This window comes from Ectothiorhodospira sp. 9100 (assembly GCF_022227565.1).
Classification (GTDB): domain Bacteria; phylum Pseudomonadota; class Gammaproteobacteria; order Ectothiorhodospirales; family Ectothiorhodospiraceae; genus Ectothiorhodospira; species Ectothiorhodospira marina.
In genome coordinates this window covers 33933-57936 of the sequence record NZ_JAJNAN010000008.1, presented here as the reverse complement: position 1 = coordinate 57936, position 24004 = coordinate 33933, and the positions used below count along the sequence as shown (strand labels likewise).

At 63.9% G+C, this 24004-nt stretch carries 16 protein-coding genes; 9 read left to right on the top strand and 7 right to left on the bottom strand.

Translation table 11 applies throughout. The features are described from left to right. Window positions 1–399 precede the first annotated feature (399 nt). The 9 genes from LPW29_RS04335 to LPW29_RS04295 all read left to right on the top strand — a co-directional run bounded on the left by LPW29_RS04335 (window position 400) and on the right by LPW29_RS04295 (window position 11904). On the top strand, window positions 400–1251 hold the full coding sequence (locus tag LPW29_RS04335; protein ID WP_238627042.1) for an RnfABCDGE type electron transport complex subunit B: 852 nt from the start codon (window positions 400–402) through the stop codon (window positions 1249–1251). A 123-nt stretch (window positions 1252–1374) separates the two neighbouring features. Further along, window positions 1375–6381: a 2-oxoacid:acceptor oxidoreductase family protein gene (locus tag LPW29_RS04330; RefSeq protein ID WP_238627020.1), complete on the top strand. Its 5007-nt coding sequence runs from the start codon at window positions 1375–1377 to the stop codon at window positions 6379–6381. A gap of 2 nt (window positions 6382–6383) precedes the next feature. Then, window positions 6384–7730, top strand: a complete 1347-nt coding sequence (gene rsxC / locus LPW29_RS04325; protein ID WP_238627019.1) for an electron transport complex subunit RsxC — start codon at window positions 6384–6386, stop codon at window positions 7728–7730. Beyond that, window positions 7727–8746 carry an RnfABCDGE type electron transport complex subunit D gene (locus tag LPW29_RS04320; protein ID WP_238627018.1) on the top strand — a complete coding sequence of 340 codons (1020 nt, stop codon included), beginning with the start codon at window positions 7727–7729 and terminating at the stop codon, window positions 8744–8746. The genes rsxC and LPW29_RS04320 overlap by 4 nt, the downstream gene beginning before the upstream one ends. After that, window positions 8743–9432 (top strand): FMN-binding protein, encoded by a 690-nt coding sequence (locus tag LPW29_RS04315; protein WP_238627017.1) that lies wholly within the window; start codon window positions 8743–8745, stop codon window positions 9430–9432. Before LPW29_RS04320 ends, LPW29_RS04315 begins: the two co-directional genes overlap by 4 nt. Before the next feature lie 9 nt (window positions 9433–9441). Beyond that, on the top strand, window positions 9442–10107 hold the full coding sequence (rsxE, locus tag LPW29_RS04310; protein WP_238627016.1) for an electron transport complex subunit RsxE: 666 nt from the start codon (window positions 9442–9444) through the stop codon (window positions 10105–10107). Further along, window positions 10097–10678, top strand: coding sequence for an electron transport complex protein RnfA (locus tag LPW29_RS04305; protein ID WP_238627015.1), 582 nt, complete (start codon window positions 10097–10099; stop codon window positions 10676–10678). Before rsxE ends, LPW29_RS04305 begins: the two co-directional genes overlap by 11 nt. Before the next feature lie 214 nt (window positions 10679–10892). Further along, window positions 10893–11081 (top strand): hypothetical protein, encoded by a 189-nt coding sequence (locus LPW29_RS04300; RefSeq protein ID WP_238627014.1) that lies wholly within the window; start codon window positions 10893–10895, stop codon window positions 11079–11081. A gap of 109 nt (window positions 11082–11190) precedes the next feature. Next, a complete protein-coding gene (locus tag LPW29_RS04295) occupies window positions 11191–11904 on the top strand; it encodes a glutamine amidotransferase (RefSeq protein ID WP_238627013.1) in 714 nt (237 codons plus the stop codon). Window positions 11905–11982: 78 nt separating this feature from the next. On the opposite strand, the gene hrpA is transcribed toward LPW29_RS04295, so the two are convergent. The 7 genes from hrpA to LPW29_RS04260 form a co-directional block, all read right to left on the bottom strand. Further along, window positions 11983–15861 carry an ATP-dependent RNA helicase HrpA gene (gene hrpA / locus LPW29_RS04290; RefSeq protein ID WP_238627012.1) on the bottom strand — a complete coding sequence of 1293 codons (3879 nt, stop codon included), beginning with the start codon at window positions 15859–15861 and terminating at the stop codon, window positions 11983–11985. Window positions 15862–15934: 73 nt separating this feature from the next. After that, entirely contained in the window at window positions 15935–16510 is a 576-nt protein-coding gene (locus LPW29_RS04285; RefSeq protein WP_090255300.1) for an SPOR domain-containing protein, read from the bottom strand. Continuing rightward, window positions 16510–18270 carry an arginine--tRNA ligase gene (gene argS, locus LPW29_RS04280; protein WP_238627011.1) on the bottom strand — a complete coding sequence of 587 codons (1761 nt, stop codon included), beginning with the start codon at window positions 18268–18270 and terminating at the stop codon, window positions 16510–16512. The genes LPW29_RS04285 and argS overlap by 1 nt, the downstream gene beginning before the upstream one ends. A gap of 408 nt (window positions 18271–18678) precedes the next feature. Then, entirely contained in the window at window positions 18679–20889 is a 2211-nt protein-coding gene (locus tag LPW29_RS04275) for a primosomal protein N' (protein ID WP_238627010.1), read from the bottom strand. Window positions 20890–21193: 304 nt separating this feature from the next. Beyond that, window positions 21194–22576 (bottom strand): NAD(P)(+) transhydrogenase (Re/Si-specific) subunit beta, encoded by a 1383-nt coding sequence (locus LPW29_RS04270; RefSeq protein WP_238627009.1) that lies wholly within the window; start codon window positions 22574–22576, stop codon window positions 21194–21196. Next, complete coding sequence (locus LPW29_RS04265) at window positions 22577–22870, bottom strand: NAD(P) transhydrogenase subunit alpha (protein ID WP_177169978.1); 294 nt, start codon at window positions 22868–22870, stop codon at window positions 22577–22579. Then, complete coding sequence (locus LPW29_RS04260) at window positions 22864–23997, bottom strand: Re/Si-specific NAD(P)(+) transhydrogenase subunit alpha (protein WP_238627008.1); 1134 nt, start codon at window positions 23995–23997, stop codon at window positions 22864–22866. The genes LPW29_RS04265 and LPW29_RS04260 overlap by 7 nt, the downstream gene beginning before the upstream one ends. Window positions 23998–24004: the final 7 nt, after the last annotated feature.

The following is a 24004-nucleotide window of genomic DNA, read 5'->3' as shown; positions in this document are numbered from 1 at the left end:
CCCCCTATGGGAGCGGCCCTCGGCCGCGAATATCCTTCCGAAAAGAACGCAGAACTGTCCGGACCTTGGGGTGCCCGGGTTCCTGTCAGCGGGCTTCAGCCGCAGGAAGCGGCTGCAGAGCCTACAGGGATGTATTCACGGCGTCCCGCTGACAGGAATCCGGGCACCCCAAGGTCTTCTCCGATCTTTGGTTTGGGTGCCCGCCCGTTGCGAAGCCGCAAAAATGTCATCAGATCCCGAGTTTTGAATGCCTTTCGTCCTGTAATTGCTTGACCCCACGGTTTGTGCAGGGTAATTTTTGTCATCAATTGTTCACTGCACAAAAAGTGAGTGATCTCTTCGGGTACCGGATCGATCGTGACTTCCTCAACCTTACAAATCGCGCTGGCCAGTGGTTTCATGGCGTTACTGGGTGTGTTGCTGGCCGGCATTCTGGCCCTCGCCAACCGCCGCTTGTACGTCTTCGAAGACCCGCGCATCGACGAGATTGAAGACATGCTGCCGCGGGCCAACTGCGGTGCATGTGGCGAGGCCGGCTGCCGTCCGTTTGCCGAGGCGCTCGTGGAGCGCCGCATCGATCCTGCTCGGTGTACCGCGAACGCCGCGGAAATGAACCAGAAAATTGCCGATTTCCTGGGTGTTGAAATGGGCGACCAGGAGCGCAGCGTGGCCCGTCTGGCCTGCGCTGGCGGTTCCCATGTGGCTGCCACCCGGGCTCGCTACCAGGGCCTCAAATCCTGCCGCGCTGCCGCACTGGTGGCTGGCGGCGGCAAGGGCTGTAGTTGGGGCTGCCTGGGGTTGGGTGACTGCGAGGCCGTCTGCGACTTTGGTGCCATTCACCTCGACCGGCATGGCCTGCCCGTGGTGGATGTCGACAAATGCACCGGTTGCGGTGATTGCATCGAGATCTGCCCCAAGGGTCTGTTCAGCCTGCAACCCGAAAGTCATCGCCTGTGGGTCAACTGCCTGAACAAGGATCCCCAGGATGAGGCCATGGCCCATTGTCAGGTGGTCTGTACCGCCTGCGGTCGCTGCGCCATCGACGCCCCCGAGGGGTTGATCCGCATGGAGCAGAATCTGGCCGTGATCGACTACACCAAAAACGCCCTGGCCTCCCCCGTGGCCATCCAGCGCTGCCCCACCGGCGCCATCGTCTGGCTGGAAGGGGCAGAGCCCCGCAAGGGGTCGGGCGCCCGCAAGGTTACCCGCAAGGAACCCCTGCCCCGCATGGAGCCCCTGCCCCGCGTATAAGGCGGCGCAGATTGGAGCTCCGCCGGTCGATTCGATGCGACCGGCCGCGTGGCATTCCCGCATGGAACGGCGAAGACACCGAATTACAAAACGTAACGGCCCCAGGCCGGCAGGAGAGCGACCATGATCTTCAAGCGTAAGCCATCGCAGGATTTCAAATACAAGGGCATCCGGGCGGCCATGGACGGCAACACGGCGGTCATACACTGTGAGCGGGAGTCGTCGGACGCCGCCGGCGCCTATCCCATTACCCCTTCCACCCAGATGGGGGAGATGTGGGCAGAAGAGGTCTCCAAGGGCCATGTGAACATCTCTGACCGTTCCCTGGTGTTCATCGAGCCGGAATCCGAGCACGCTGCCGCCGCCGTCACCGCCGGCCTGGCCATGACCGGCATGCGGGCCATCAACTTCTCCTCGGCCCAGGGCGTGGCCTTCATGCACGAGTCCCTGTACGCCGCTGCCGGCAAGCGTCTGCCTTACATCTTGAATATGGGCTGCCGCGCCATCACCAAGGCCGCGTTGAATGTGCACGCTTCCCATGACGACTACCACTGTGTGGACGACACCGGATTCTTCCAGGTCTTCGCCAAGAGCGCCCAGGAAGCCGCCGACCTGAACGTGATCGCCCACAAGGTGGCGGAGCTCTCGCTGACCCCCGGGATCGTCGGTCAGGACGGCTTCCTCACCACCCATCTGATCGAATCCCTGAAGGTGCCCGAGCGGGAGCTGATCGCCGAGTACCTGGGCCGCCCCGACGACATGATTGATTGCCCCACGCCGGCGCAGCGCATGATCTATGGCGAGAAGCGTCGTCGTATCCCGGCCACCTGGGACGTGGACAACCCCATGTTGTCGGGCACCTCCCAGAATCAGGACGCCTACATGCAGCAGGTGGCTGCTCAGCGCCCGTACTTCTTTGATCACGTAGCGGATCTGACTGATCAGTGCATGGAAGAGTATTACGAGATGACCGGACGCCGCTATGAGCGTGTGTCCGGCTATCGCACAGATGATGCCGACTACCTGATCATGGGGCAGGGCTCCATGGTGGCCACCGCCGAGGCTGTGGCGGATCACCTGCGCAAGACTCGTGGCATCAAGCTGGGCGTGGTCAATCTGACCATGTTCCGTCCCTTCCCGGGCGCGAAACTGGCTGCCCTGCTGAAGGGACGCAAGGGCGTGGCCGTGCTGGAGCGTACCGATCAGCCCCTGGCCGAGGACCTTCCGTTGATGCGCGAGGCGCGCGCGGCCGTGAGCAAGGCCATCGAGAACGGCGTGGCCGGCAAGGCGCTGCCTCATGCCGACTACCCGGCCTTCCGCAGTGGTGACATCCCCCGTATGTACTCCGGAGCCTATGGCCTGGGTTCCCGCGATCTGCAGCCCGAGGGGCTGATTGCCGCAGTGGAAAACATGCTGCCCGATGGCGGTCAGCGCACCTTCTTCTACCTGTCGGTGGATTTCATTCGGGACAAGGCCTCCAGTCCCAAGCAGGAGCTGCATCAGCAGGCCCTGGAAGAGGCCTATCCCAAGGTGCGTCAGCTGGCCCTGCGTGGCTCGGAAAATCCCAGTCTCATGCCCGACGAGGCCATTGCTGTGCGTCTGCACTCCGTGGGCGGTTGGGGTGCCATGACCACGGGCAAGAACCTGGCCATGACCCTGTTCGATCTGCTGGATTTCCACATCAAGGCCAACCCCAAGTATGGTTCCGAGAAGAAGGGTCAGCCCACCACCTATTATCTGGCGGCTGCCCCCGAGCCCATCCGCGTGAGCAGCGAGCTCAAGACCGTGGATGTGGTGCTCTCACCCGATCCGAACGTGTTTGATCACTCCAACCCCCTGGCCGGTCTGAAGAAGGGTGGCGCGTTCATCATTCAGTCCAGCCTCGAGAATCAGGAGGCTGTGTGGCAGAGCTTCCCGCCTGCGGCTCAGCGCTTCATCATCGAGAACCAGATCCGCGTCTTCTACGTGGATGCCTTCAAGATTGCCCGTGATGAGGCCTCCAACGCCGATCTGCAGTTCCGCATGCAGGGCATCGCCTTCCAGGGTGCCTTCTTTGCTGCCTCCCCAGTGATGGAGCGTCGTGGCCTCACTGAAGAGACCCTGTTCAAGGCCATTGAAGAACAGTTGCAGGACAAGTTTGGTGGCAAGGGCGCCCGCGTGGTGGAAGACAACCTGCGCGTGGTGCGTCGCGGCTTTGAAGAGCTCAACGAAGTCACCGACAAGGTGGTCACCCAGGGTGCCATCGCATCCGACCAGATTCGCGTGCCGGACATGCCGGTGATGCTCAAGCGTTTGCCCCAGTCCACGTCGGCCAGCTCTGACATCCATCGTTTCTGGGAGCAGACCGGCAGCTTCTATGTGTCGGGGCAGGGCAACGACAACCTGGCGGATCCCTTCATCGCCCAGTCCATGATCCCGGCCTCCACCGGCATCTACCGGGACATGACCCAGATCCGTTTCGACTACCCGGAATGGAAACCCGAGAAGTGCACCGCCTGCGGCGACTGCTACACCATCTGCCCGGACAGCGCCATCCCGGGCCTGGCCAACACCCTTGGCGAGATCTTTGACACTGCCGTGCGTCGCATCGAGATCGGCGGCAAGCCCACCCGTCACCTGCGTCGTGCCGTGCGTGACCTGGAAAAGCGTCTGCGCCAGGGGTTGGTCGCCTCCGGTGATAGCGCCGATGTGCGTTCCGAACTGGACTTCGCCATCACCCACCTGCTGGCCGAAACCGAGCTGGCCGGTGATGACAAGGTGAAGCTGGAAGAAGAGCTGGGCTGGCTGAAAAACTCTATTGGAGATTTCCAGTTCGCCACCACCCGCCCGTATTTCAGTGCCCAGGAAAAACAGGCCAAGGGCACCGGCGGTCTGTTCTCCCTGACCATCAACCCCTACACCTGTAAGGGCTGCATGGAGTGCGTGAGCATCTGTGAGGAGGGTGCCCTGGAAGTGGTGCCGCAGACCCCCGAGTCCGTGGATATGCTGCGCCGCAATTGGGATTTCTGGCTGGATCTGCCCACCACCAACAGTCAGTACAACCGCATTGATGATCTGGACGAAGGTATCGGCGCCCTGGAAACCCTGCTCATGGACAAGCGCGCCTACAACTCCGTGAACTGCGGTGATGGCGCCTGCCTGGGTTGCGGCGAGAAGACCACCATCCACTTGTTCAGCTCCACCGTGACGGCGCTGATGCAGCCCCGGGTGAAGGCCCAGGTGAAAAAGGTGGACGGCCTGATCACCCGCCTGGAGCAGCACGTGCGTTTGAAGCTGGCCGAGGGCATGGACCTGTCCGACATCAATGCCGTGAACCAGGTGATCGGTCAGCACACCGACAAGGACCTGACTCTGTCCCGCCTGTCCGACGCACTGGACCAGGGCCGCGGTACCCATACGGTGGACCCGGAATGGCTGCAGTGGGTCAGTGGCGTGCTGGCGCAGCTCAAGGATCTGCGCTGGCGCTATGTGGAAGGCCCCACCGGTCGTGGCCGTTGCGATCTGGGCATGATCAACGCCACCGGTTGTACCTCGGTGTGGGGTGGGACCTTCCCATACAGCCCCTATCCGTTCCCCTGGGCCAGCCACCTGTTCCAGGACAGCCCCTCCATGGCCATGGGTATCTTCGAAGGCCACATGGCCAAGATGGCCGAGGGCTTCAAGGCCGTGCGTCAGGCCGAGCTGGAACTGGCCGGCAAGTATGATCCGCTGGAGCACGAGCCCTTCTTCTCCCAGTTCAACTGGGAGCAGTTCAGTGATGAAGAGTTTGCCCTGTGCCCGCCGGTGGTGAGCGTGGGGGGTGATGGCGCCATGTATGACATCGGTTTCCAGAACCTCTCCCGTGCCCTGATGTCCGGCATGCCCATCAAGGTGCTGGTGCTGGACACCCAGGTGTACTCCAACACCGGTGGTCAGGCCTGCACCTCCGGCTTCATCAGCCAGGTGTCCGACATGGCCCCCTATGGCAAGGCCTGGAAGGGCAAGGAAGAAACCCGCAAGGAGATCAGCCTGATCGGCATGGCGCACCGCACCAGCTATGTCATGCAGGGTGCCATCTCCCATGTGACCCACCTGCTGGAGAGCTTCATTGAGGGCCTGAACAGCCGTCGTCCAGCGGTGTTCAACGTGTACGCCGTGTGCCCGCCGGAACATGGTGTGGGTGACGACGTGGCCTTTGCTCAGTCCAAGCTGGCAGTGGAGTCCCGCGCCTATCCGCTGTTCCGTTACAACCCGGATCGCGGCGTGACCTTCCGCGAATGCTCCGATCTGGAGGGCAACCCGTCGATGGGAAGTGACTGGCCCACCTACACCCTCAAGTACCAGACCGAGGAAGGCCAGGAAGCGAGCATGGAACTACCCATGACCTTTGCTGACTTTGCCCTCACCGAAGGCCGCTTCCGCAAGCACTTCCGCCCGGCGCCCCAGAATACGTGGAACGACGACATGATCGCCTTGCATGAATTCCTGGAGATGTCGGAAGAGGATCGTGAAGGCCGCTTCCCGTTCATCTGGACCGTGGATGGCAAGAACCAGCTGGGCCGCGTGCTGGTGTCCGAGGAACTGGTGCGCTCCGCCGAGGAACGCCGTGACTTCTGGCATCAGCTCAAGGGCCTGCTGGGCATGGATCAGGAAGTGGTGGATGCCGACGCGGTGGCCGCACAGACCCGTAACGATATGGCCCAGCGCCTGAGTGCAGCCCTGCTGTCCCTGGCCAGCGGTGAAGGCAATGGGCAGTTGGCTGCGGCCCTGGAAGGGTCCGCTGCACCGGCCCAGGCACCGGCTCAGGTCCCTGCGGCAGCTGCTTCGGCTTCCACCCAGGCGGTATCCCAGGGGGTGGCCAACCCGGCCAACGATGGCGGCAATGGCGCCCCGGCCTGGGAATACGAGCCGGTGTGGGTGGAAACCAGTGAGTGCACCGCCTGTGATGAATGCCTGGAGATCGCACCGGGGGTGTTTGCCTACGACGATAACAAACAGGCCGTGGTGGTGGATCCCAAGGGCGGTTCCTATAAGGACATCGTCCGCGCCGCGGAGAAATGTGCCGCCATGGCGGTGCACCCTGGTACCCCGGCCAGCGCCAAGGAACCGGACGCTGAAAAGCTGATGAAGCGCGCCGCGAAGTTCAACTGATCATGGGCGTCATGTCATTCCTGACGGGATTGACCTTCCCCCGGGGGATTCACCCCCCGGAGCTGAAGGAAGACACCCAGCATCAGTCCATCCGGCGTCTGGCGTTTGCCCCTCGCATGGTGGTGCCGCTGCAGCAGCACTTTGGCCAGCCGGCCAAGGCGCTGGTCAGCCGCCACCAGGAGGTGCTTCGCGGTCAGCTGATTGCGGAGGCCGACGGTCATATGTCGGTGCCGCTGCACGCGCCGGTGACCGGCGTGGTGGAGGGGATCGAGTTGATGCCTTCTGCCCGCGGGCCCAAGGGTGAGGCCATCATCATTCGCACCGCCCCGGGCGACAGTCAGGCCGTGCGCTGTGCCAAGCCTCGGAATGATCTGATGCAAGCCTCGCGTCGCGAGATCATCCAGGCCATTCAGGATGCCGGTCTGGTGGGGCAGGGGGGGGCTGCGTTCCCCACCCACGTGAAGCTGGCGGTGCCCCAGGGGCATGCAGTGGACACCCTGTTGGTCAATGGTTGCGAATGTGAGCCCTATCTGACCACTGATCACCGCATCATGCTGGAGTACACCGATGATGTGATCACCGGCGTGCGCCTGGCCATGCGGGCGGTGGGAGCCGAACGAGCCATCATCGGCGTGGAGGACAACAAGCCCGACGCCATCCAGCGTCTGCGCGAGCGGCTGGGCAAGGACGATGTCATCTCTGTGGGGGTGGTGAAATCCAAGTATCCCCAGGGCTCGGAAAAGATGCTCATCAAGGCCCTGCTGAACCGGGAAGTGCCTTCGGGTGGATTCCCCTATAACGTGGGTACGGTAGTGAACAACGTCGGCACCATGTCGCAGATCGGGCGATTGCTGCCGGCGGGAGAGGGATTGATCGAACGTGTGATCACCGTGGCAGGGCCGGGCGTGCAGCGCCCGGGCAATTACCTGCTGCCGGTGGGCACGCCCATGCGTTACCTGCTGGAACAGGTGGGTTTCCAGGGGGAAGATGCCAGCCATCTCATTCTGGGCGGCCCCATGATGGGGAACACGGTGTCTTCGCTGGATGTGCCCATCACCAAAAGTGTCTCCGGCATGGTGGTGCTCCCCGAGGCAGATCCGGACTCCGAGGCGGCCCGGGTGCATCCCTGCATCCGTTGCGGTCGCTGTGTGGATGCCTGCCCTGTGGGGCTTAACCCCTCGGATCTCGGGCGTCTGGCCGCCAAACGCCAGTATGAAACCATGCAGGAACGTCTTCACCTGAGTGATTGTTTCGAGTGTGGTTCCTGCGCTTACGTGTGCCCGTCCAATATCCCGTTGGTGCAGTACTTCCGCATCGCCAAGGCCCTCAATAGGGAGCGTATTTCGTGACACCGCTGCGTATTGAACTCAAGACCTCGCCGCACCTGAAACAGGCCGGCAGCGTTGAGCAGATCATGCGCAACGTGGTGCTGGCCCTGCTGCCCATCTGCGGGTTCTCGGTGTATCTGTTCGGCATCAGCGCCCTGGCGCTGATGATCACCACCACGGTCACCTGTGTGGCCACCGAGCAGCTGTTCAACAAGCTGTCCGGGCGTCCTGGCACCGTGTCCGATTACAGTGCCGTGATCACCGGTCTGCTGCTGGCCCTGACCTTGCCACCGTCATTTCCCCTGTGGATGGCGGCCCTGTCGGGCTTCATCGGGATTGGTCTGGGCAAGGCCATGTTCGGTGGGCTGGGCTTCAACCTGTTCAACCCGGCGCTGATCGGCCGGGCCTTTGCTCAGGGGGCGTTCCCGGTGTCGGTGTCCACCTGGACGGTGCCGTTCCACCCGGATCGGTTCACCGAGTTCCTGTCCTCCACCTTGGCCATGCCGTTCACCACGCCGGCTTCGGTGGATGCCTTTACCACAGCCACGCCACTGGCACAGTGGAAGTTTCAGGGCATCCACACGGATAGCTGGGACCTGCTCACGGGTATGGTGTCGGGGTCGGCAGGGGAGACCTCCGCCATCATCATCCTGCTCTGCGGGTTGTATCTCATTGCTCGGCGCATGATGAACTGGCGTATCCCGGCTGCGGTGCTGGGCGGTGCCTTCCTCACGGCGGCGGCGTTTTACGCCATCGATCCGGAGTTTTATCCCACGCCATGGTTCGTACTGCTGTCGGGTGGCCTCATGCTCGGGGCCTTCTTCATGGCCAGCGATATGGTGGCCTCGCCGGTCACCCGGTCCGGGATCTGGATCTACGGACTCCTGATCGGTTTTCTGGCCGTCATCATCCGCTTCTTCGGTGGTCTGCCGGAGGGCATCATGTACGCCATCCTGCTGGGGAATGCCGCCTCGCCCCTGATTGAGCGCATCACCCAGCCTCGACCCTACGGAACCCGCAAACGGAGGCAGTCATGAGCAGCTCGGCATCGGTACAGCCACAAAGACCGAAGCCCACCTCCAGCGTCAAGCTCATTACCACCCTGGGCTTGATTGCTTTGTTCTCCGGGCTGCTGGTCGTGAGCGTCTTTGAATTCACCAAACCGTATATTGCCGAGAACCAGCGCATTGCGCTTGAGCGTGCTGTCCTCGAGGTGATCCCCGGCGCCGTGGAACGGCGAGATTTCATCCTCACTGATGAAGGTGTCTTCCCCAGGGATCAGGCCCCCGAATCGGGCAGCATCATTCATGCCGGCTTTGATGAGGCAGGCCGGTTTCAGGGCGTAGCCCTGGAGGCCTCCGGGCGCGGCTACGCGGATGTGATTCGGGTGCTTTACGGTTATGACCCGTCTTGCCAGTGCATCGTGGGCATGACCGTGCTCGAGAGCCGCGAAACCCCAGGCCTGGGCGACAAGATTGAAACAGACCCTTCGTTCGTGGCCAACTTCGAGCGCCTGGATGCCCGTCTGGCGGCCGATGGTTCCGGACTGGCCAACCGCATCCGCACAGTGGATCCGGGCGCCGCCGAACAGCCCTGGGAGATCGATGGCATCACCGGCGCGACCATCTCGGCGGAAGCCATCGGCAACATGCTCAACCGCAGCGCCGACTCGGTGTTGCCGGAGCTCGCCCCGCACTGGGCGGCGTTCGAACAGAATAATTAGGAAGATCCCATGGCGGCCAAGACCGACAACAACCCCATTACCATGGACACCTTCCTCAGCGGTATCTGGAAGGAGAACCCGGTATTCGTCATGCTCCTGGGCATGTGCCCGGTGCTGGCGGTCACCAACTCCGTGGCCAATGCACTGGCGATGGGCCTGGCGACCACCTTCGTGTTGCTGTGCTCCAATGCCCTGATCTCGCTGCTGCGTCACCACATCCCCAAGGAAGTGCGTATCGCGGCCTACATCGTGATCATCGCCACCTTCGTGACCGTGGTGGATTATCTCATCCATGCCATCAGCCTGGAGGTGTATAACGCCCTGGGTGCCTTCATTCAGCTCATCGTCGTGAATTGCATGATCCTGGGTCGCGCCGAGGCCTTCGCCTCGCGCCACCGGCTCAGCAGTACCCTGATCAACGGGCTGGGCATGGGGGTCGGCTTCACCATTGCCCTGCTGTGTCTGGGCTCGGTGCGCGAACTGCTGGGTGCTGGCACCCTGCTCGGTTTCCCCATCTTCGGCGAGGCCTTCGAGCCCTGGGTGATCATGCTGCTCCCGCCGGGGGGGTTCTTCGTGCTGGGCGCCTGGCTGCTGCTGTTCGCCTGGGTCAAGGAAAGACAGATCAAACGTTCCGCCGCTGCCAGCGTCGGGGAGGCTGCCGCCAATGCACGCTGATTCGCTGGGCTTCATCTTTCTCAATGCGGCCATCATCAATAACTTCGTGCTGGCCCTGTTCCTGGGGATCTGCCCCCTGCTGGGCGTCTCCGGCAAGCTGAACACGGCCTTCTCCATGGGCGTGGCCACGGCCCTGGTGATGTTGATCAGTTCAATCTCCGCGTGGCTGATCAATGAGGTGCTCACCCACTTCGATCTGGAGTTCCTGCGCCTGATCGCCTACATCGCGGTGATCGCCTCGGCGGTGCAGTTGGTGGAGATGACCATCAAGAAGTACAGTCCGCCGCTGTACCGGGCCCTGGGCATCTTCCTGCCCCTGATCACCACCAACTGCGCCATTCTCGGGGTGGCACTGTTTCAGACGAATTATGAGTACAGCTTCGTGCAGTCGCTGTTCTACAGTCTGGGTGCCGGGGCCGGCTTCATCCTGGCCATCGTGCTGATGGCCGGTCTGCGGGAAAAGCTGGAACTGGCGGATGTCCCCTCCATCGCCCGCGGCGCTGCCATGAGCCTGATGCTGGCGGGGATCCTGTCGCTGGCCTTCATGGGCTTCGCAGGCCTGGGGGGCTGAACAATAAAGGTAAGTTGCAGTTGGAGGGAATGGCCCGTAGGGGCGCTTCGAGAAGCGCCCGGCTGGAGCCGACCACGCCTCCCCTCTCAATGAAACGTTCGGAGGCAATGGATACCGCGCCAGGGCCGTTCGCGAACGGCCCGTACAGGTTGTCAGACGCCCAGCGCCAATCCACACCTGCACTGGGCTGCCTGATATTGAGGAGTTGTCCCGCATGATCCAGTACCTACTTGCCTTCCTGATCATCTTCGCCCTGTTCACCGGCTGGGTGCTGGTGCAACACGCCGCCCGCCGCTTCGCCCAGCATCATCCCGAGTTCGGGCCTGCCAAGGAAGAGGGCGGCGGTTGCGCCACTGGCTGCGGCGGCTGCGCCTCAGCCCACTCCTGCGGCAAGCGAGACTGACACCAGAAAAGGGGACAGATTTATTTTCCCGCCCCGAAGGGCCGGGAAAATAAATCTGTCCCCTTTTCTGGTAACGTGAACCCAGGTTCATGACGAAAGGATGCCTTGAATGGGAACGCTGCTGATCATCAAGACCGGGACCAAGATCCCATCCCTTCAGGATCACCCGGGAGATTATGAGCACTGGATTGCCCAAGGGATGCACTGGCCCATGGAGCAGGTGCATGTGGCCAACGTACAGGCCGGGGATCCCTTGCCCGACCCGTCCGGGTTGGCGGCAGCGATCATCACCGGCTCCGGCGCCATGGTGACTGAACAGGCCGCCTGGATGGTCCGCACCGCTCAGTGGCTCACCGTGGGGGTGGATCGGGGGCTACCGATCCTGGGCATCTGTTTCGGACACCAGTTACTGGCCTGGGCCCTGGGTGGGCATGTGGACTACAACCCCCGTGGCATCGAGGTGGGGACCACCACCGTGAACCTGACCGATGCCGCTGCCGAAGATGCCCTGTTCCAGGTGCTGCCAGAGCGGTTCCCGGCCCAGGTGAGTCATAGTCAGTCGGTGCTCACCCTGCCGGCGGGCGCGGCGCGCCTGGCCTGGAGTGACATGGATGAGCATCAGGGATTCCGCTATGGCCAGCGGGCCTGGGGGCTGCAGTTCCATCCCGAGTTCGATGAACGGATCGTGCCCCATTACGTGGAATACTACCGGGAGCGCCTGGTGGAGCAGGGGCGTAGCGCGGATGAGTTGCTCGGGAAGGTGCAGGCGGCGCCGGAGAGTGTGGGGGTGCTGGGGCGGTTCGGGGAGTTAGTGCGCGGATAGGAAAAGGGGACGAGGAAAAGGGGACAGACACCTTTTGGAAAAAAGGTGTCTGTCCCCTTTTCCTCGTCCCCTTTTCCGTTAAGCCCGGTCGAGCGCCTTGCGGTCTTCCTCCAGGCGCTTCACCGATACCTTCTCAACCGTGCGGATCTCCTGGGCGAACAGCGACAGGCGTAGCTCCTCGATGCGCCAGCGATAGCGTTGCAACTCCTGCTCCCTGTCGGGGTGTACGCCGGCCTTGAGGCGGGTCTTGCAATCGTCCCATAAGGGTTCGATGTCCACCCGGGCGCGGCGGTCCTTGTCCGGGGACTGATCCAGGCGCTCCAGGCGACGCTCGATGCCGGCCAGGTACTGAGGATAGCGAGCCAGCCACTCATGTGGTGTGTGCAGCACAAAGTGGGGATAGATCAGGTGATCCAGTTGATCCCGCACGTCGCCTGCCGCCTCGATCCAGGATAGGGGCAGGGCACCCTTCAAGCGTGAGCGGATGCCCTGGTACGCCTCCAGGATCGTGCCCAACTGTTCACACAGTTCGTTGCACTGCCCCACCAGTTCACTGCGCCCGGCCTCCAGGCGTGCTTCAAAGGTCTCGGCGTCACAGGGCCAGGGCTCGGCCATGAACACCCGCTCCACGGCGGCGAAGACCAGGTCATCCTTCAGGACCTCGCAGCGATCCACCGCGTTGTACTGCAGGCACAGGCGCTGGATGTTGGGCAGGTGGCGGTAGAGGTATTTCACCTGGTCCCGCACCCCCAGCATGAACAGCCGACGCAGGCCGGCCCGGTGGGTGGCCCGGGCCCGCACGGGGCTGTCGATGATCACCCGGGCAACGCTGTCGCCCCGATCCTCCAGGGCGGGGTAGCCCCTCAGTGTGGCCCCGTGCTGCTCGAACTCCACCCATTCCTCCAGGGGGCCGAAGTCCCACTGGGTGATCCCCTCGCGCTCGAAGCCCTCCGGGCGGTGCTCCTCGAAGCTTTCCTGGGCATGGCCGGAGAGTTCGGCCTTGAGGGCCTCCAGATCCCGCCCGGCGGTGAGTTCACCCCCTTTGCCATCCACCACCCGGTAGCGCAGGATCAGATGGGGTTCGAGCCGCTCCGGATGCCATTCATCCAGGGGGATGTCGGTGCCGGTGATCTCCCGCAGGGCCCGGCTGATGGCCGGGATCAGCGGCCCCTGCGGCTCGCTCATGCGCCCCCGAGCGGCCTTGGCGAACTCCGGGGCCGGCACGAAATGGCGCCGGAGGGCCTTGGGCAGGCTCTTGATCAGCGCAGTGACCTTCTCCTCCAGCAGGCCGGGGACCAGCCAGTCCCCCACGTCGGGATCCAGGGCATTGAGGGCGGCCAGTGGCACGGTGAGGGTGACGCCGTCGGCCTCGTGGGCGGGATCGAAGTGATAGCTCAGGGGCAAGCGCAGCCCGCCGGTGTGCAGCGAGTCGGGAAACTGCTGTGCATCCAGCGCCGGGGCCTCGCGCTGCATCAGGGTGTCCCGGTCCAGGTGCAGGATGGCCGGGTCCTCCCGCTCGGCCTGCTTGCGCCAGCGCTCGAAGGAGGCGGCGTCATGCACCCGGTCGGGGATACGGCTGTCATAGAAGTCGTATAGCACCTGCTCATCGGCCAGCAGATCCCGGCGCCGGCCTCTGGCCTCCAGGTCCTCGATCTCCCGGATCAGGTCCCGGTTATGGGTCAGGGCATCGGCGCGGCTGCGCAGGCGCCCGGCCACCAAGCCCTCGCGGATGAACACCCGGCGTGCGTCCTCCGGGGCCACGCGCCCATAGTTCACCTTGCGCTTGGGATTGATGATCAGGCCGTGCAGGGTGATGCGGTCGTAGCCGCCGACGGTGCCCCGCCGAGGCTCGAAGTGGGGGTTGAAATAGTGATGTTTGAGCAAGTGGCCGGCCACCTGCTCCAGCCATTCCGGGCGGATGGCGGCGCATTCCCGTGCATACACCCGCGTGGTCTCGGCGATCTCCGCCGCCATCACCCAGCCTGGCGAGCCCTTGAACAGGCCCGACCCCGGATGGATGTGGAATCGCCGGTTGCGTGCGCCCAGGTAGTCCCCGCGCTCGGTCTTCACGCCGATCTGATTGACCAGGCCGGTGAGCAGGGCCCGGTGGATGGCGGCGGGATCGGCCGGTTCCTGATTCTCCTTGAGCCCCATCTCCGTCAGGTGCTGGCGTAACTGGCCGTGCAGGTCCTGCCATTCGCGCATGCGGATGAACGAGATGAATTCCTCCCGGCACCAGGCGCGCAGCTTGGACTGGGACAAATGCCTTGACTGCTCCCGCCAGGCCTTCCACAGATTCAGATAGCCCAGGAAATCCGAACCCGGTTCCCGGTGCCAGGCATGGGCCTCGTCGGCCGCCTGGCGTTTCTCAGCGGGGCGTTCCCGCGGATCCTGGATGGCCAGCATGGCGACGATCAGGTTCACCTCTGCCAGGGCTTGTTCACGGGCGCCCGCCAGCAGGATGGCGCCGAGCATGGGGTCCACCGGCAATCGGGCCAGTTGCCGACCCACTTCGGTGATTCGATGAGCGCCATCCACTGCCTGCAGGGTCTCCAGCAATTTGAAGCCATCGCGGATCAGGCGAGTGTCCGGGGGTTCCACGAAGGGGAACTGCTCCGGATCACCCAGGTTGAGATGGGCCATCTGCAGGATGACCGACGCCAGATTGGAGCGCAGGATCTCAGGATCGGTGTATTCCGGCCGCAGCCCGAAGTCCTCTTCGGAATACAGACGTACACAGATGCCCGGTCCGAGCCGGCCGCAGCGCCCCGCCCGCTGGTTGGCCGAGGCCTGGGAGATGGGCTCCAGGGACAATCGCTGCACCCGTGAGCGCCAGGCGTAGCGGGCCACCCGAGCCAGGCCTGAGTCGATCACGTAGCGGATCCCGGGCACGGTCAGCGCGGTCTCGGCCACGTTGGTGGCCAGCACCACGCGGCGGCCGGTATGGGGAGCGAATACCTTGTTCTGCTCTGCCGCCGAGAGCCGGGCGTACAGGGGCAGGATCTCCGTGTGTTTGGGGTGATGCTTGCGCAGGGCCTCGGCGGCCTCGCGGATCTCCCGTTCACCGGGCAGGAATACCAGGATGTCGCCACGCCCCTCCGCAGCCAGTTCATCCACGGCCTGCAGCAGGGCATCGTTCAGATCCCGGTCGGTCTCGGCATCCTCTTCGCCGGTGACCGGGCGATAGCGGGTTTCCACCGGGTAGGTGCGCCCCGGCACCGTATAGATCGGGGCGTCATTGAAATGCCCGGCGATCAGCTCCGGGGCCAGAGTGGCAGAGGTGACAATCACCTTGAGATCGGGCCGACGGGGCAGCAGGCGCTTGAGATAGCCCAGCAGGAAGTCGATGTTGAGGCTGCGTTCGTGGGCCTCATCGATGATCAGCGTGTCGTAGGCGGTCAGGTCCGGGTCCGAGCGCATTTCCGCCAGCAGGATGCCGTCGGTCATGAGCTTGATGTGGCTTTGCGGGCCCACGTGGTCGGAAAAGCGCACCTTGAAGCCCACCGTCTCGCCAACCCGACCATGCAACTCCTCGGCAATGCGGTTGGCCACGGAGCGGGCAGCAATGCGTCGTGGCTGGGTATGGCCGATCAGGCCATCCACGCCCCGGCCCAGGGACAGACAGATCTTCGGGAGTTGCGTGGTCTTCCCGGAGCCGGTCTCGCCACAGATGACCACCACCTGATGCTTGTCGATGAGCCGAGCGATCTCGTCCCGATGCGCACTGACGGGCAGGTCTTCGGGGAAATCGGGTCTGGGCAGCGTGGCCAGGCGCTGCTCACGGGCCTGGGTGGAGGCCTGGATGCGTTGCTCAAGCCGAGTCTGAAGACGATCGGCGGGTTTGCCGGCGTTCAGGCGGCGACGCAGGCGGTCCACATCCTTGGCCAGGGTAGGGCGGTCGGGAGCCAGGCAATGGGGCAGGCGGGATAGCAGGGTGTCGGGGGAGGGGGTGGACATGGCGCCTATTTTGCCTTGGGCCGGCCCTCACCCCAACCCCTCTCCCCGAGGGGGAGAGGGGCCAGGAGGGGCTTCAACCGGATCCGGGCTTTCTCATCATCATCGTCTGGATCTGATTGTCATGCAGACGATCGCGGATGCGGTTCAGTTGATCCAGGTCGCTGAAGGGCCCCACCTGGACCCGGTGCCAGGTGTCGTTGTTCACTTCCACCTGACGGATGCTGGCTTCCACCCCCAGCATGGCCAGGCTGGCACGCATGCGGTCAGCGTCCTGGGAACCCCTGAACGAGCCCGCCTGCAGAATGTACTCGCCGGGCTCCTCTACCCGGGAGGGCGGTGGAGGTTCACCGCCCGGGGCCGACGGCGGATCCACGCGGGGCTCGGGAACCACCACTTCCAGTTCCGGGAGCAGGGTGTAGAACTCGAACCGATGCCGTGATTCCGTTTCCGGCCCCGCCGGTGGGGCCTGTTCCACGCGAGCCTGGGGTGATGGTTCCTGCACTGAGCCTTGAGTTTCCAGGTAGACCAGAAGGGCGGCAAACAGGCCGATGGCCAGGCCGGCCACACCCCAAACCCAACCGGGCAGGGGGGCCGTCTCCTGCGGTGGCGGCTTGCGTCGGCTGGCCTGGCGTCGGGTGTTGCGGGCCATTACATCTCCTCGGGTGCGGAAACGCCCAGCAGCTTGAGGCCATTGGCGAGCACGTGGCGCACGGCCAGGATCAGGTTCAGGCGGGCGTCTCTCAGGTCTGCATCGTCTACCAGGAACTGATGGGCGTTGTAGTAGGTGTGGAAGTCATTGGCCAGATCCCGCAGGTAGTTGGCCACTTGGTGGGGCTCCTCGGCCAGGGCGGCGGATTCCACCAGTTCCGGGTAATGGGCCAGGCTGCCGAGCAGGGCGGCCTCATGGTCTTCCGTGAGGCGCGCCAGATGGGACTGACCGTTGGCCAGGTCGTGGCTCAGCCCCTTGGCCTGCATCTGCCGCAGCACACTGCAGACTCGCGCATGGGCGTACTGGATGTAGTACACCGGGTTGTCTGCCGATTCGGACTTGGCCAGGTCCAGGTCGAAGTCCAGGTGCTGTTCACAGCGGCGCATCACGTAGAAGAAGCGTGCCGCGTCCTTGCCCACCTCGTCGCGCAGTTCGCGCAGGGTGACGAAACTGCCCGAGCGGGTGGACATCTGCACTCGCTCCCCACTGCGATAGAGGATGGCGAACTGCACCAGCAGCACGTCCAGGCGGGCATCATCCTGGCCCAGTGCCTGCAGGGCAGCCTTCACCCGGGGCACGTAGCCATGATGGTCGGCCCCCCACACGTCGATCACCCGGTCATAACCGCGCTCGAACTTCTCCATGTGATAGGCGATGTCCGAGGCAAAATAGGTGGTCTGACCATTGTCGCGTTGCACCACGCGATCCTTCTCGTCGCCGTATTCGGTGGAGCGGAACCATAGGGCACCGTCTTTTTCGTAGACCTGACCATGATTGCGCAAGATGTCCAGGGCGCGGTTCACGGATCCCTTTTCAGTGAGCGAACGCTCCGAGTACCAGGTGTCGTAGTGCACCCCGAACTCTCCCAGATCATCGCGTATGTCATCAAGGATGCTGTTCAGGCCCAATTCGAAGACGTAGCGGTACCGGTTCTCGCCCAGGGCTTCCTGGGCGCGGCGGATGATGGCATCGATGAAGATTTCCTTGTCGCCGCCGTCGGGCTCGTCGGCGGGCAGGCCACTCATCAGCGCCTCGGCGCTGATGGCGTAGTCCTTGCCGTGCTCCTGGAACAGGGTGTCGGCGATGTCGCGCACGTAGTCGCCCTTGTAGCCGTTGGCTGGGAAGTGGAAGTCGACGCCACAGCGTTCCAGGTAACGCAGCCACACGCTGGAAGCCAGTATGTCCATCTGCCGGCCGGCATCATTGACGTAGTATTCCCGGTGCACGTCAAAGCCAACGGTCTCCAGCAGATCCGCCACAGCGGCCCCGTAGGCGGCTCCGCGGCCATGGCCCACGTGCAGCGGTCCGGTGGGGTTGGCAGAGACGAATTCCACCTGCACGCGCTTGCCTTCCCCGAGATGGCTGCGACCGTAGTCTTCGCCGGATTCCAGCACCTGGGTGATTACCGCCAGCCGTGCGGCCTGGCTGATGAACAGGTTAATGAAGCCTGGTCCGGCAATCTCCACCTTTTCCACCAATGGCGACTCGGGTAGATGATCAATGAGGGTCTGGGCCACGTCCCGGGGCCTGGAGCCCATGGGTTTGGCCAGTTGCATGGCCAGGTTGGTGGCAAAGTCACCATGGGCCTTGTCCCGGGTGCGGGTCAGCTGCGCCTCCACATGATGCCCCTCATTGAGGGCGCCGCTTTGCTTGAGGGCTTGGAGGGATTGCTCGAGAAGGGCCTGGAGTTGCGGTTTCAAGGTTTTGGGTATCCGAGATTGGGGCGAAGGGCCTGATTTGCTGGCCAGATTTTACCGGGGTTGGTGGGGTGGGTGAATACCTTGGGGCAAACCCGGGCGGTATTGCCCGCCGTACGGGTCGTTCGCGAACGACCGTACAGGGTCGGAGATGTAGGAGTTTACCGTGCCTGCTGGGGTCGTTCGCGAACGACCCGTACAGGTTGGGGGTGTAGGGGTTTGCCGGACCTTGCTGGGGTCGTTCGCGAAAGACCCGTACGGGTTGGGGTGTAGGGGTTTGCCGGACCTTGCTGGGGTCGTTCGCGAACGACCCGTACGGGTTGGGGGTGTAGGGGTTGACCGGGCCTTGTAGGGGTCGTTCGCGAACGACCCGGGCAGGGCTTGGCGAAGCCTGAGGGATCGGGGCTCCCGTCACGTGAGATCCGCCGGGTCCACATCGATGGACCAGCGCACCTGCCGGGCACCCCGCAAGCGGGCCAGCGCTGTCAGCCAGGGCCCCAGGGCGCGCTGCAGATCCTGCCGCCGGGGCGCATGCAGCAGTAGATGCGCTCGATAACGCCCGGCACGTCGTTCCATGGGGGCGGGCGCCGGGCCCCAGGGATGAATTCCTGGCAGCGACAGCGTCTGCAGATGATCCCGCGCCTGCTCCAGAAAGGCCAGGGGTGTTTGTGCGTCCACGGCCTCGGCCCGCAGCAGGGCCAGGGAGGCATAAGGGGGTAGGTTGGCCTCGCGTCTTTCCGCCAGAGCGGTGCGTGCAAAGGCCCTGTAGCCACCGCCCAGCAGGCTGGACAGCAGAGGGTGATCCGGTTGGTGGGTCTGAATCAGCACTTCGCCGGCCCGCAGGGCACGACCCGAGCGGCCCGCCACCTGGATGATGGTCTGTGCCAGGCGTTCCACGGCACGGAAATCCACACTGAACAGGCCCTGATCCGCATCCAGGATGGCAGCCAGGGTGACATTGGGGAAATCATGCCCTTTGGCCAGCATCTGCGTGCCCACCAGGATGCGGAATCGGCCCTCGCGCACGCCCTCCAGGGCGGACTCAAGCGATCCCTTGCGGCGCGTGCTGTCCCGGTCGATGCGAATGGCAGGGTGGTGGGGGAAGTGCTTGTGCAGAGCCTGTTCGATACGCTCCGTACCCTGCCCCCGCGGGGCCAGGGGGCTGCCACAGGAGGGGCAGCGGGCGGGAAGCCCGGTCTCGTGACCACAATGGTGACAGCGCAGCTGATGCGCGCCGGCATGCCAGGTCATGCGGGCGTCACAGCGGTGACAGTCAGCCACCCAGCCGCAATCATGGCAGATCAGGGCTGGGGAAAAGCCGCGCCGGTTGAGGAACAGCAACACCTGACCATCCGCATCCAGATGGCGTTGCATGGCATCCAGCAGGGCTGTGGACAGCCCCTCGTCCATGAACTGTTGCCGCACGTCCAGCACCTTCAGATGGGGTGCCACCGCCCCCCCGGCGCGGCCAGGGAGTTCGATTCTCTGATACTGCCCCCGCTCCACGTTGCCCAGGCTCTCCAGCGAAGGGGTGGCCGAGCCCAGCACCACCGGCACGGCTTCCCTGTGCCCGCGCATCACGGCCAGATCCCGAGCGTGATAGCGAAAGCCCTCTTGCTGCTTGAGGGATGCGTCATGTTCCTCGTCCACGATGATCAGTCCCGGGCGGGCCCAGGGTGCGAAGACCGCCGAGCGGGTGCCAATGATCACCCCGGCCTCGCCGCCGCGGGCCGAGAGCCAGGCACAGTGACGTTCACCCTCGTTCAGGCTGGAATGCAGCACGGCGATGGGGGTGGCCAGGCGCTGGCGAAAGCGCTCCAGCAGTTGAGGGGTGAGGGCGATCTCGGGTACCAGCACCAGGGTTTGCAGGCCGCGTTCCAGCACTTGTTCAATGGCGTGCAGATACACCTCGGTCTTGCCGCTGCCGGTCACCCCCTCCAGCAGATGACACGTAAAGCCCCCAAGGCTTTCCGTGATACTCGAGACGGCGGCCTGCTGGGCCGCATTGAGTGCCGGTGCGTCCGGGCGTTCATTCCGGGGCGGTTCCAGACAGGGCTGGTGATGTCGCTCCACCAGTCCCTTGTCGATCAGGGCCCTGAGGGCCGCGCGCGGATCGGTGTCCTGACCTTCGCGCAATTGCTCCAGGGTGATTCCTTCAGGATTTGCCTGAAGGCGACGCAGCACCGATGCCTGGCGGGGGGCGCGGGTGAGGCTGTCGGGGGCGATGGTCCGGCCGGACTCAGTGACATGGTAGCGTTCGATGCCTCGGGCGATGGCCAGCTTGCCCTGGCGCAGGGTCTGGGGCAGGGCGGCACTGATCACTTCGCCGAGGGGGTGGTGATAATAGTCGGCGGCCCAGCGCAGCAGGTTCAGCAGCGGGGCGTCCAGCAGCGGTGTCTCGTCGAGCACGGCCTCGATGCGTTTGAGCCGGGCATCCGGCAGCGCCGAGCCTTGCCCATGCCCCACCACCAGCCCGACGATCCGGCGTCGCCCGAAGGGCACCCGCACCCGCCCACCCACCGGGGGGAGCGGGCCCTGGGCAGGGGGCAGGTAGTCGAAATGCCCATGCAGTGGCGTGGGCACGGCGACCTGAACGATGGTGGGGGGGGATGAACTCGGCATGCACCTGATGACTCAAGGCCGGGGACTGGCACCCTGAATCTCATGCATCACGGTAGTGAGGCATTTCGACGATGAAAGAGGGTGACTTACCAAGCCCCTCTACCCTGCGGGGAGAGGGGTTGGGGTGAGGGGGAGGGCCGGCACCGTGCCTGCCTTGCCCCCTCACCCCCGGCCCTTCTCCCCCTCGGGGGAGAAGGGAGTGTTTGTGGCTGAACCTTGCCTCGTTCACGTTAACTCTCCTTGCGCCCAAAAAAAAGCCCGGGCACAAGGCCCGGGCTCCTCAAGCTGGCAACCCTCGAGAGGGTTAGCCCATTTCCTTGATGCTGGAGATGAGCTGACCGGCTACCTTCTGGCCGTCGCCGTACAGCATGCGCGTGTTGTCGGCGTAGAACAGATGGTTCTCCACGCCGGAGAAACCCGCCCCCTTGCCGCGCTTGATGACGATGACGTTCTTCGCTTCGTCGGCATTGAGGATGGGCATGCCGTAGATCGGGCTCTCCGGGTTGGAGCGGGCGACGGGGTTGACCACGTCGTTGGCACCGATCACCACGGCCACATCGGCCGTCTTGAACTCGTTATTGATCTCATCCAGATCATAGATGACGTCGTAGGGCACGCCGGCCTCGGCCAGCAGCACGTTCATGTGACCGGGCATGCGACCCGCCACCGGGTGGATGGCGAACTTCACCTGCACATCACGTTCCTGCAACAGCTGGGTGAGTTCCCAGATCTTGTGCTGTGCCTGGGCCACGGCCATGCCGTAACCGGGGACGATGATCACCTTGTTGGCAAAGGCCATCATCACGCCGGCATCGGAGGCCTCGATCTCCTTCATGCTGCCGCTGACTTCTTCCTGCTCGCCGCTGGGCGTTTCGCCAAAGGAGGAGAACAGCACGTTGGTCAAAGGCCGGTTCATGGCCTTGGCCATCAGCTGGGTGAGCAGCGTGCCGGCGGCACCCACCACGATACCGGCGATCATCAGCGCGGCATTGTCCAGCACCAGGCCCTTGAGGCCTACCGCCAGGCCGGTGAGGGCGTTGTACAGGGAGATGACCACCGGCATGTCGGCGCCGCCGATGGGGATGGTCATCAGCACACCGAAGGCCAGGGCCAGCAGCACGAACAGGAACAGCAGAGTGCCGTTCACTTCGGCCCCACTGAAGGCGATGATGATGCCCAGCAGCACGGTGGCACCCAGTACGCCCAGGTTGATCTTCTGCTGCATGTCAAAGCGCAGCGACTTCTTGATCAGGCCTTGCAGCTTGCCGAAGGCGATCAGAGAGCCGGAGAAGGCCACGGAGCCGATGATCACACCGGCCACGGCAATGAACTGGATCGTCCAGCTCATGCTGTAAGAGCCCATCAGGGCCACGATGCCGATACCGGCCGCGGCCCCGCCGCCCATGCCGTTATACAGGGCGATCATCTGCGGCATGTCGGTCATGGGCACGCGCTTGCCCGTGTACCAGGCCAGGCCGCCGCCGATGCCGATACCGGCGATGATCAGCAGATAGTTGACGAAGCCGATCACCTGGGGGTGCAGGAAGGTCACGACGGTGGCGATGACCATGCCCCAGCCGGCCCAGATGATGCCGCGTCGGGCGGTCACCGGCGAAGCCATCTGCTTCAGGCCGATGATGAACAGGATGGCCGCCGCAAAGTAGGCGAGATTGACGATAAAGCTCATTTACTTGGCCCCCTTGCTGGACTTGAACATCTCAAGCATGCGCTCGGTCACCACGTACCCGCCCACGGCGTTGCCAGCGGCCAGGATCACGGCCACGAAGCCCACCAGTTGCTGCAGGCCGGTCTCTGACTGGCCCAGGGCCACCATGGTGCCCACGAGCACGATGCCGTGGATGAAGTTGGAGCCGGACATCAATGGTGTGTGCAGGATCACCGGCACCTTGGAAATGACCTCGTAGCCGGTGAAGGCGGCGAGCATGAAGATATAGAGTGCGACGAAACCCTCGATCATGATTGACCTCCTTCTACAAGGCTGCGGGTCGCTTCGTGCTTGATCTCACCCTCGTGGGTGAGACAGCTCTTGGCAATGATCTCATCTTCCCAGTCCAGCTCCAGCTTGCCCTCGGGCAGCATGGGGGTGAGGAAGTTGAGCAGGTTTTTGGCATACATCTCGCTAGCGTGCAGCGGCACCTGGCTGGCCACATTGAGCGGCCCATGGATGGTGACCCCCCCCTTGTTGATGGTCTTGCCGGGCTTGGTGAGTTCGCAGTTGCCACCGCCCTCGGCGGCCAGGTCGATGATCACCGCACCGGACTTCATGCCGTTCACCATCTTCTGCGGGATGAGCATGGGGGAGGGCTTGCCGGGGATGGCGGCAGTGGTGATCAGCACGTCGGCCTGACTGATGAACTTGGCCAGGGCCTCCTGCTGCTTATCCTTTTCCTCATCGGTGAGTTCGCGGGCATAGCCGCCTTCACCTTCGGCCTTCACGCCCAGGTCCAGGAACTTGGCGCCCAGGGATTCCACCTGCTCCTTGGTGGCCGAACGCACATCATAGGCCTCCACCATGGCGCCCAGACGGCGTGCGGTGGCGATGGCCTGCAGGCCGGCCACGCCGGCGCCGATGACCACGACCTTGGCCGGGCGGATGGTGCCGGCTGCCGTGGTCAGCATGGGGAAAAAGCGGCAGGACAGATCCGCCCCCATGATCGCGGCCTTGTAGCCGCCCACGGCGGCCTGGGAAGACAGCGCGTCCATGCTCTGGGCACGCGAGATACGCGGAATCAGTTCCATGGCAAAGCTGGAGATCTTCTTCTCCTGCATGGCTTTGACCACTTCCGGGTTCTTGTGGGCGTGGAAGAAGCCGGCGATCATGGCGCCGTCCTTCATCATTTCCACTTCTTCCTTGCTGGGTGGTGCCACTTTCACGACGATATCCGCTTCGCCCAGCAGGGCCTTGGCATCGTTCACCACGCGGGCATCCGCGTAGGCCTCGTCGGGGAACTGAGCCTCGGCACCCGCCCCCTTCTGAATCATGACCTCGAGACCCATCTTGGCGAATCGGGAGGCCACCGAAGGGTCCAGGGCAACTCGCCGCTCACCGCGGTCGGTCTCTTTGGGTATTGCAAGTTTGATCGGCATGGCTTAA

What these genes read in the sequence shown, in the direction of transcription:
- LPW29_RS04335 (WP_238627042.1), top strand. Translation starts at nt 400, where the DNA reads ATGGCGTTACTGGGTGTGTTGCTGGCCGGCATTCTGGCCCTCGCCAAC.
- LPW29_RS04315 (WP_238627017.1), top strand. Translation starts at nt 8,743, where the DNA reads ATGAGCAGCTCGGCATCGGTACAGCCACAAAGACCGAAGCCCACCTCC.
- LPW29_RS04330 (WP_238627020.1), top strand. Translation starts at nt 1,375, where the DNA reads ATGATCTTCAAGCGTAAGCCATCGCAGGATTTCAAATACAAGGGCATC.
- LPW29_RS04270 (WP_238627009.1), bottom strand. Translation starts at nt 22,576, where the DNA reads ATGAGCTTTATCGTCAATCTCGCCTACTTTGCGGCGGCCATCCTGTTC.
- LPW29_RS04295 (WP_238627013.1), top strand. Translation starts at nt 11,191, where the DNA reads ATGGGAACGCTGCTGATCATCAAGACCGGGACCAAGATCCCATCCCTT.
- LPW29_RS04305 (WP_238627015.1), top strand. Translation starts at nt 10,097, where the DNA reads ATGCACGCTGATTCGCTGGGCTTCATCTTTCTCAATGCGGCCATCATC.
- hrpA (WP_238627012.1), bottom strand. Translation starts at nt 15,861, where the DNA reads ATGTCCACCCCCTCCCCCGACACCCTGCTATCCCGCCTGCCCCATTGC.
- LPW29_RS04260 (WP_238627008.1), bottom strand. Translation starts at nt 23,997, where the DNA reads ATGCCGATCAAACTTGCAATACCCAAAGAGACCGACCGCGGTGAGCGG.
- LPW29_RS04275 (WP_238627010.1), bottom strand. Translation starts at nt 20,889, where the DNA reads ATGCCGAGTTCATCCCCCCCCACCATCGTTCAGGTCGCCGTGCCCACG.
- rsxC (WP_238627019.1), top strand. Translation starts at nt 6,384, where the DNA reads ATGGGCGTCATGTCATTCCTGACGGGATTGACCTTCCCCCGGGGGATT.
- rsxE (WP_238627016.1), top strand. Translation starts at nt 9,442, where the DNA reads ATGGCGGCCAAGACCGACAACAACCCCATTACCATGGACACCTTCCTC.
- LPW29_RS04285 (WP_090255300.1), bottom strand. Translation starts at nt 16,510, where the DNA reads ATGGCCCGCAACACCCGACGCCAGGCCAGCCGACGCAAGCCGCCACCG.
- LPW29_RS04300 (WP_238627014.1), top strand. Translation starts at nt 10,893, where the DNA reads ATGATCCAGTACCTACTTGCCTTCCTGATCATCTTCGCCCTGTTCACC.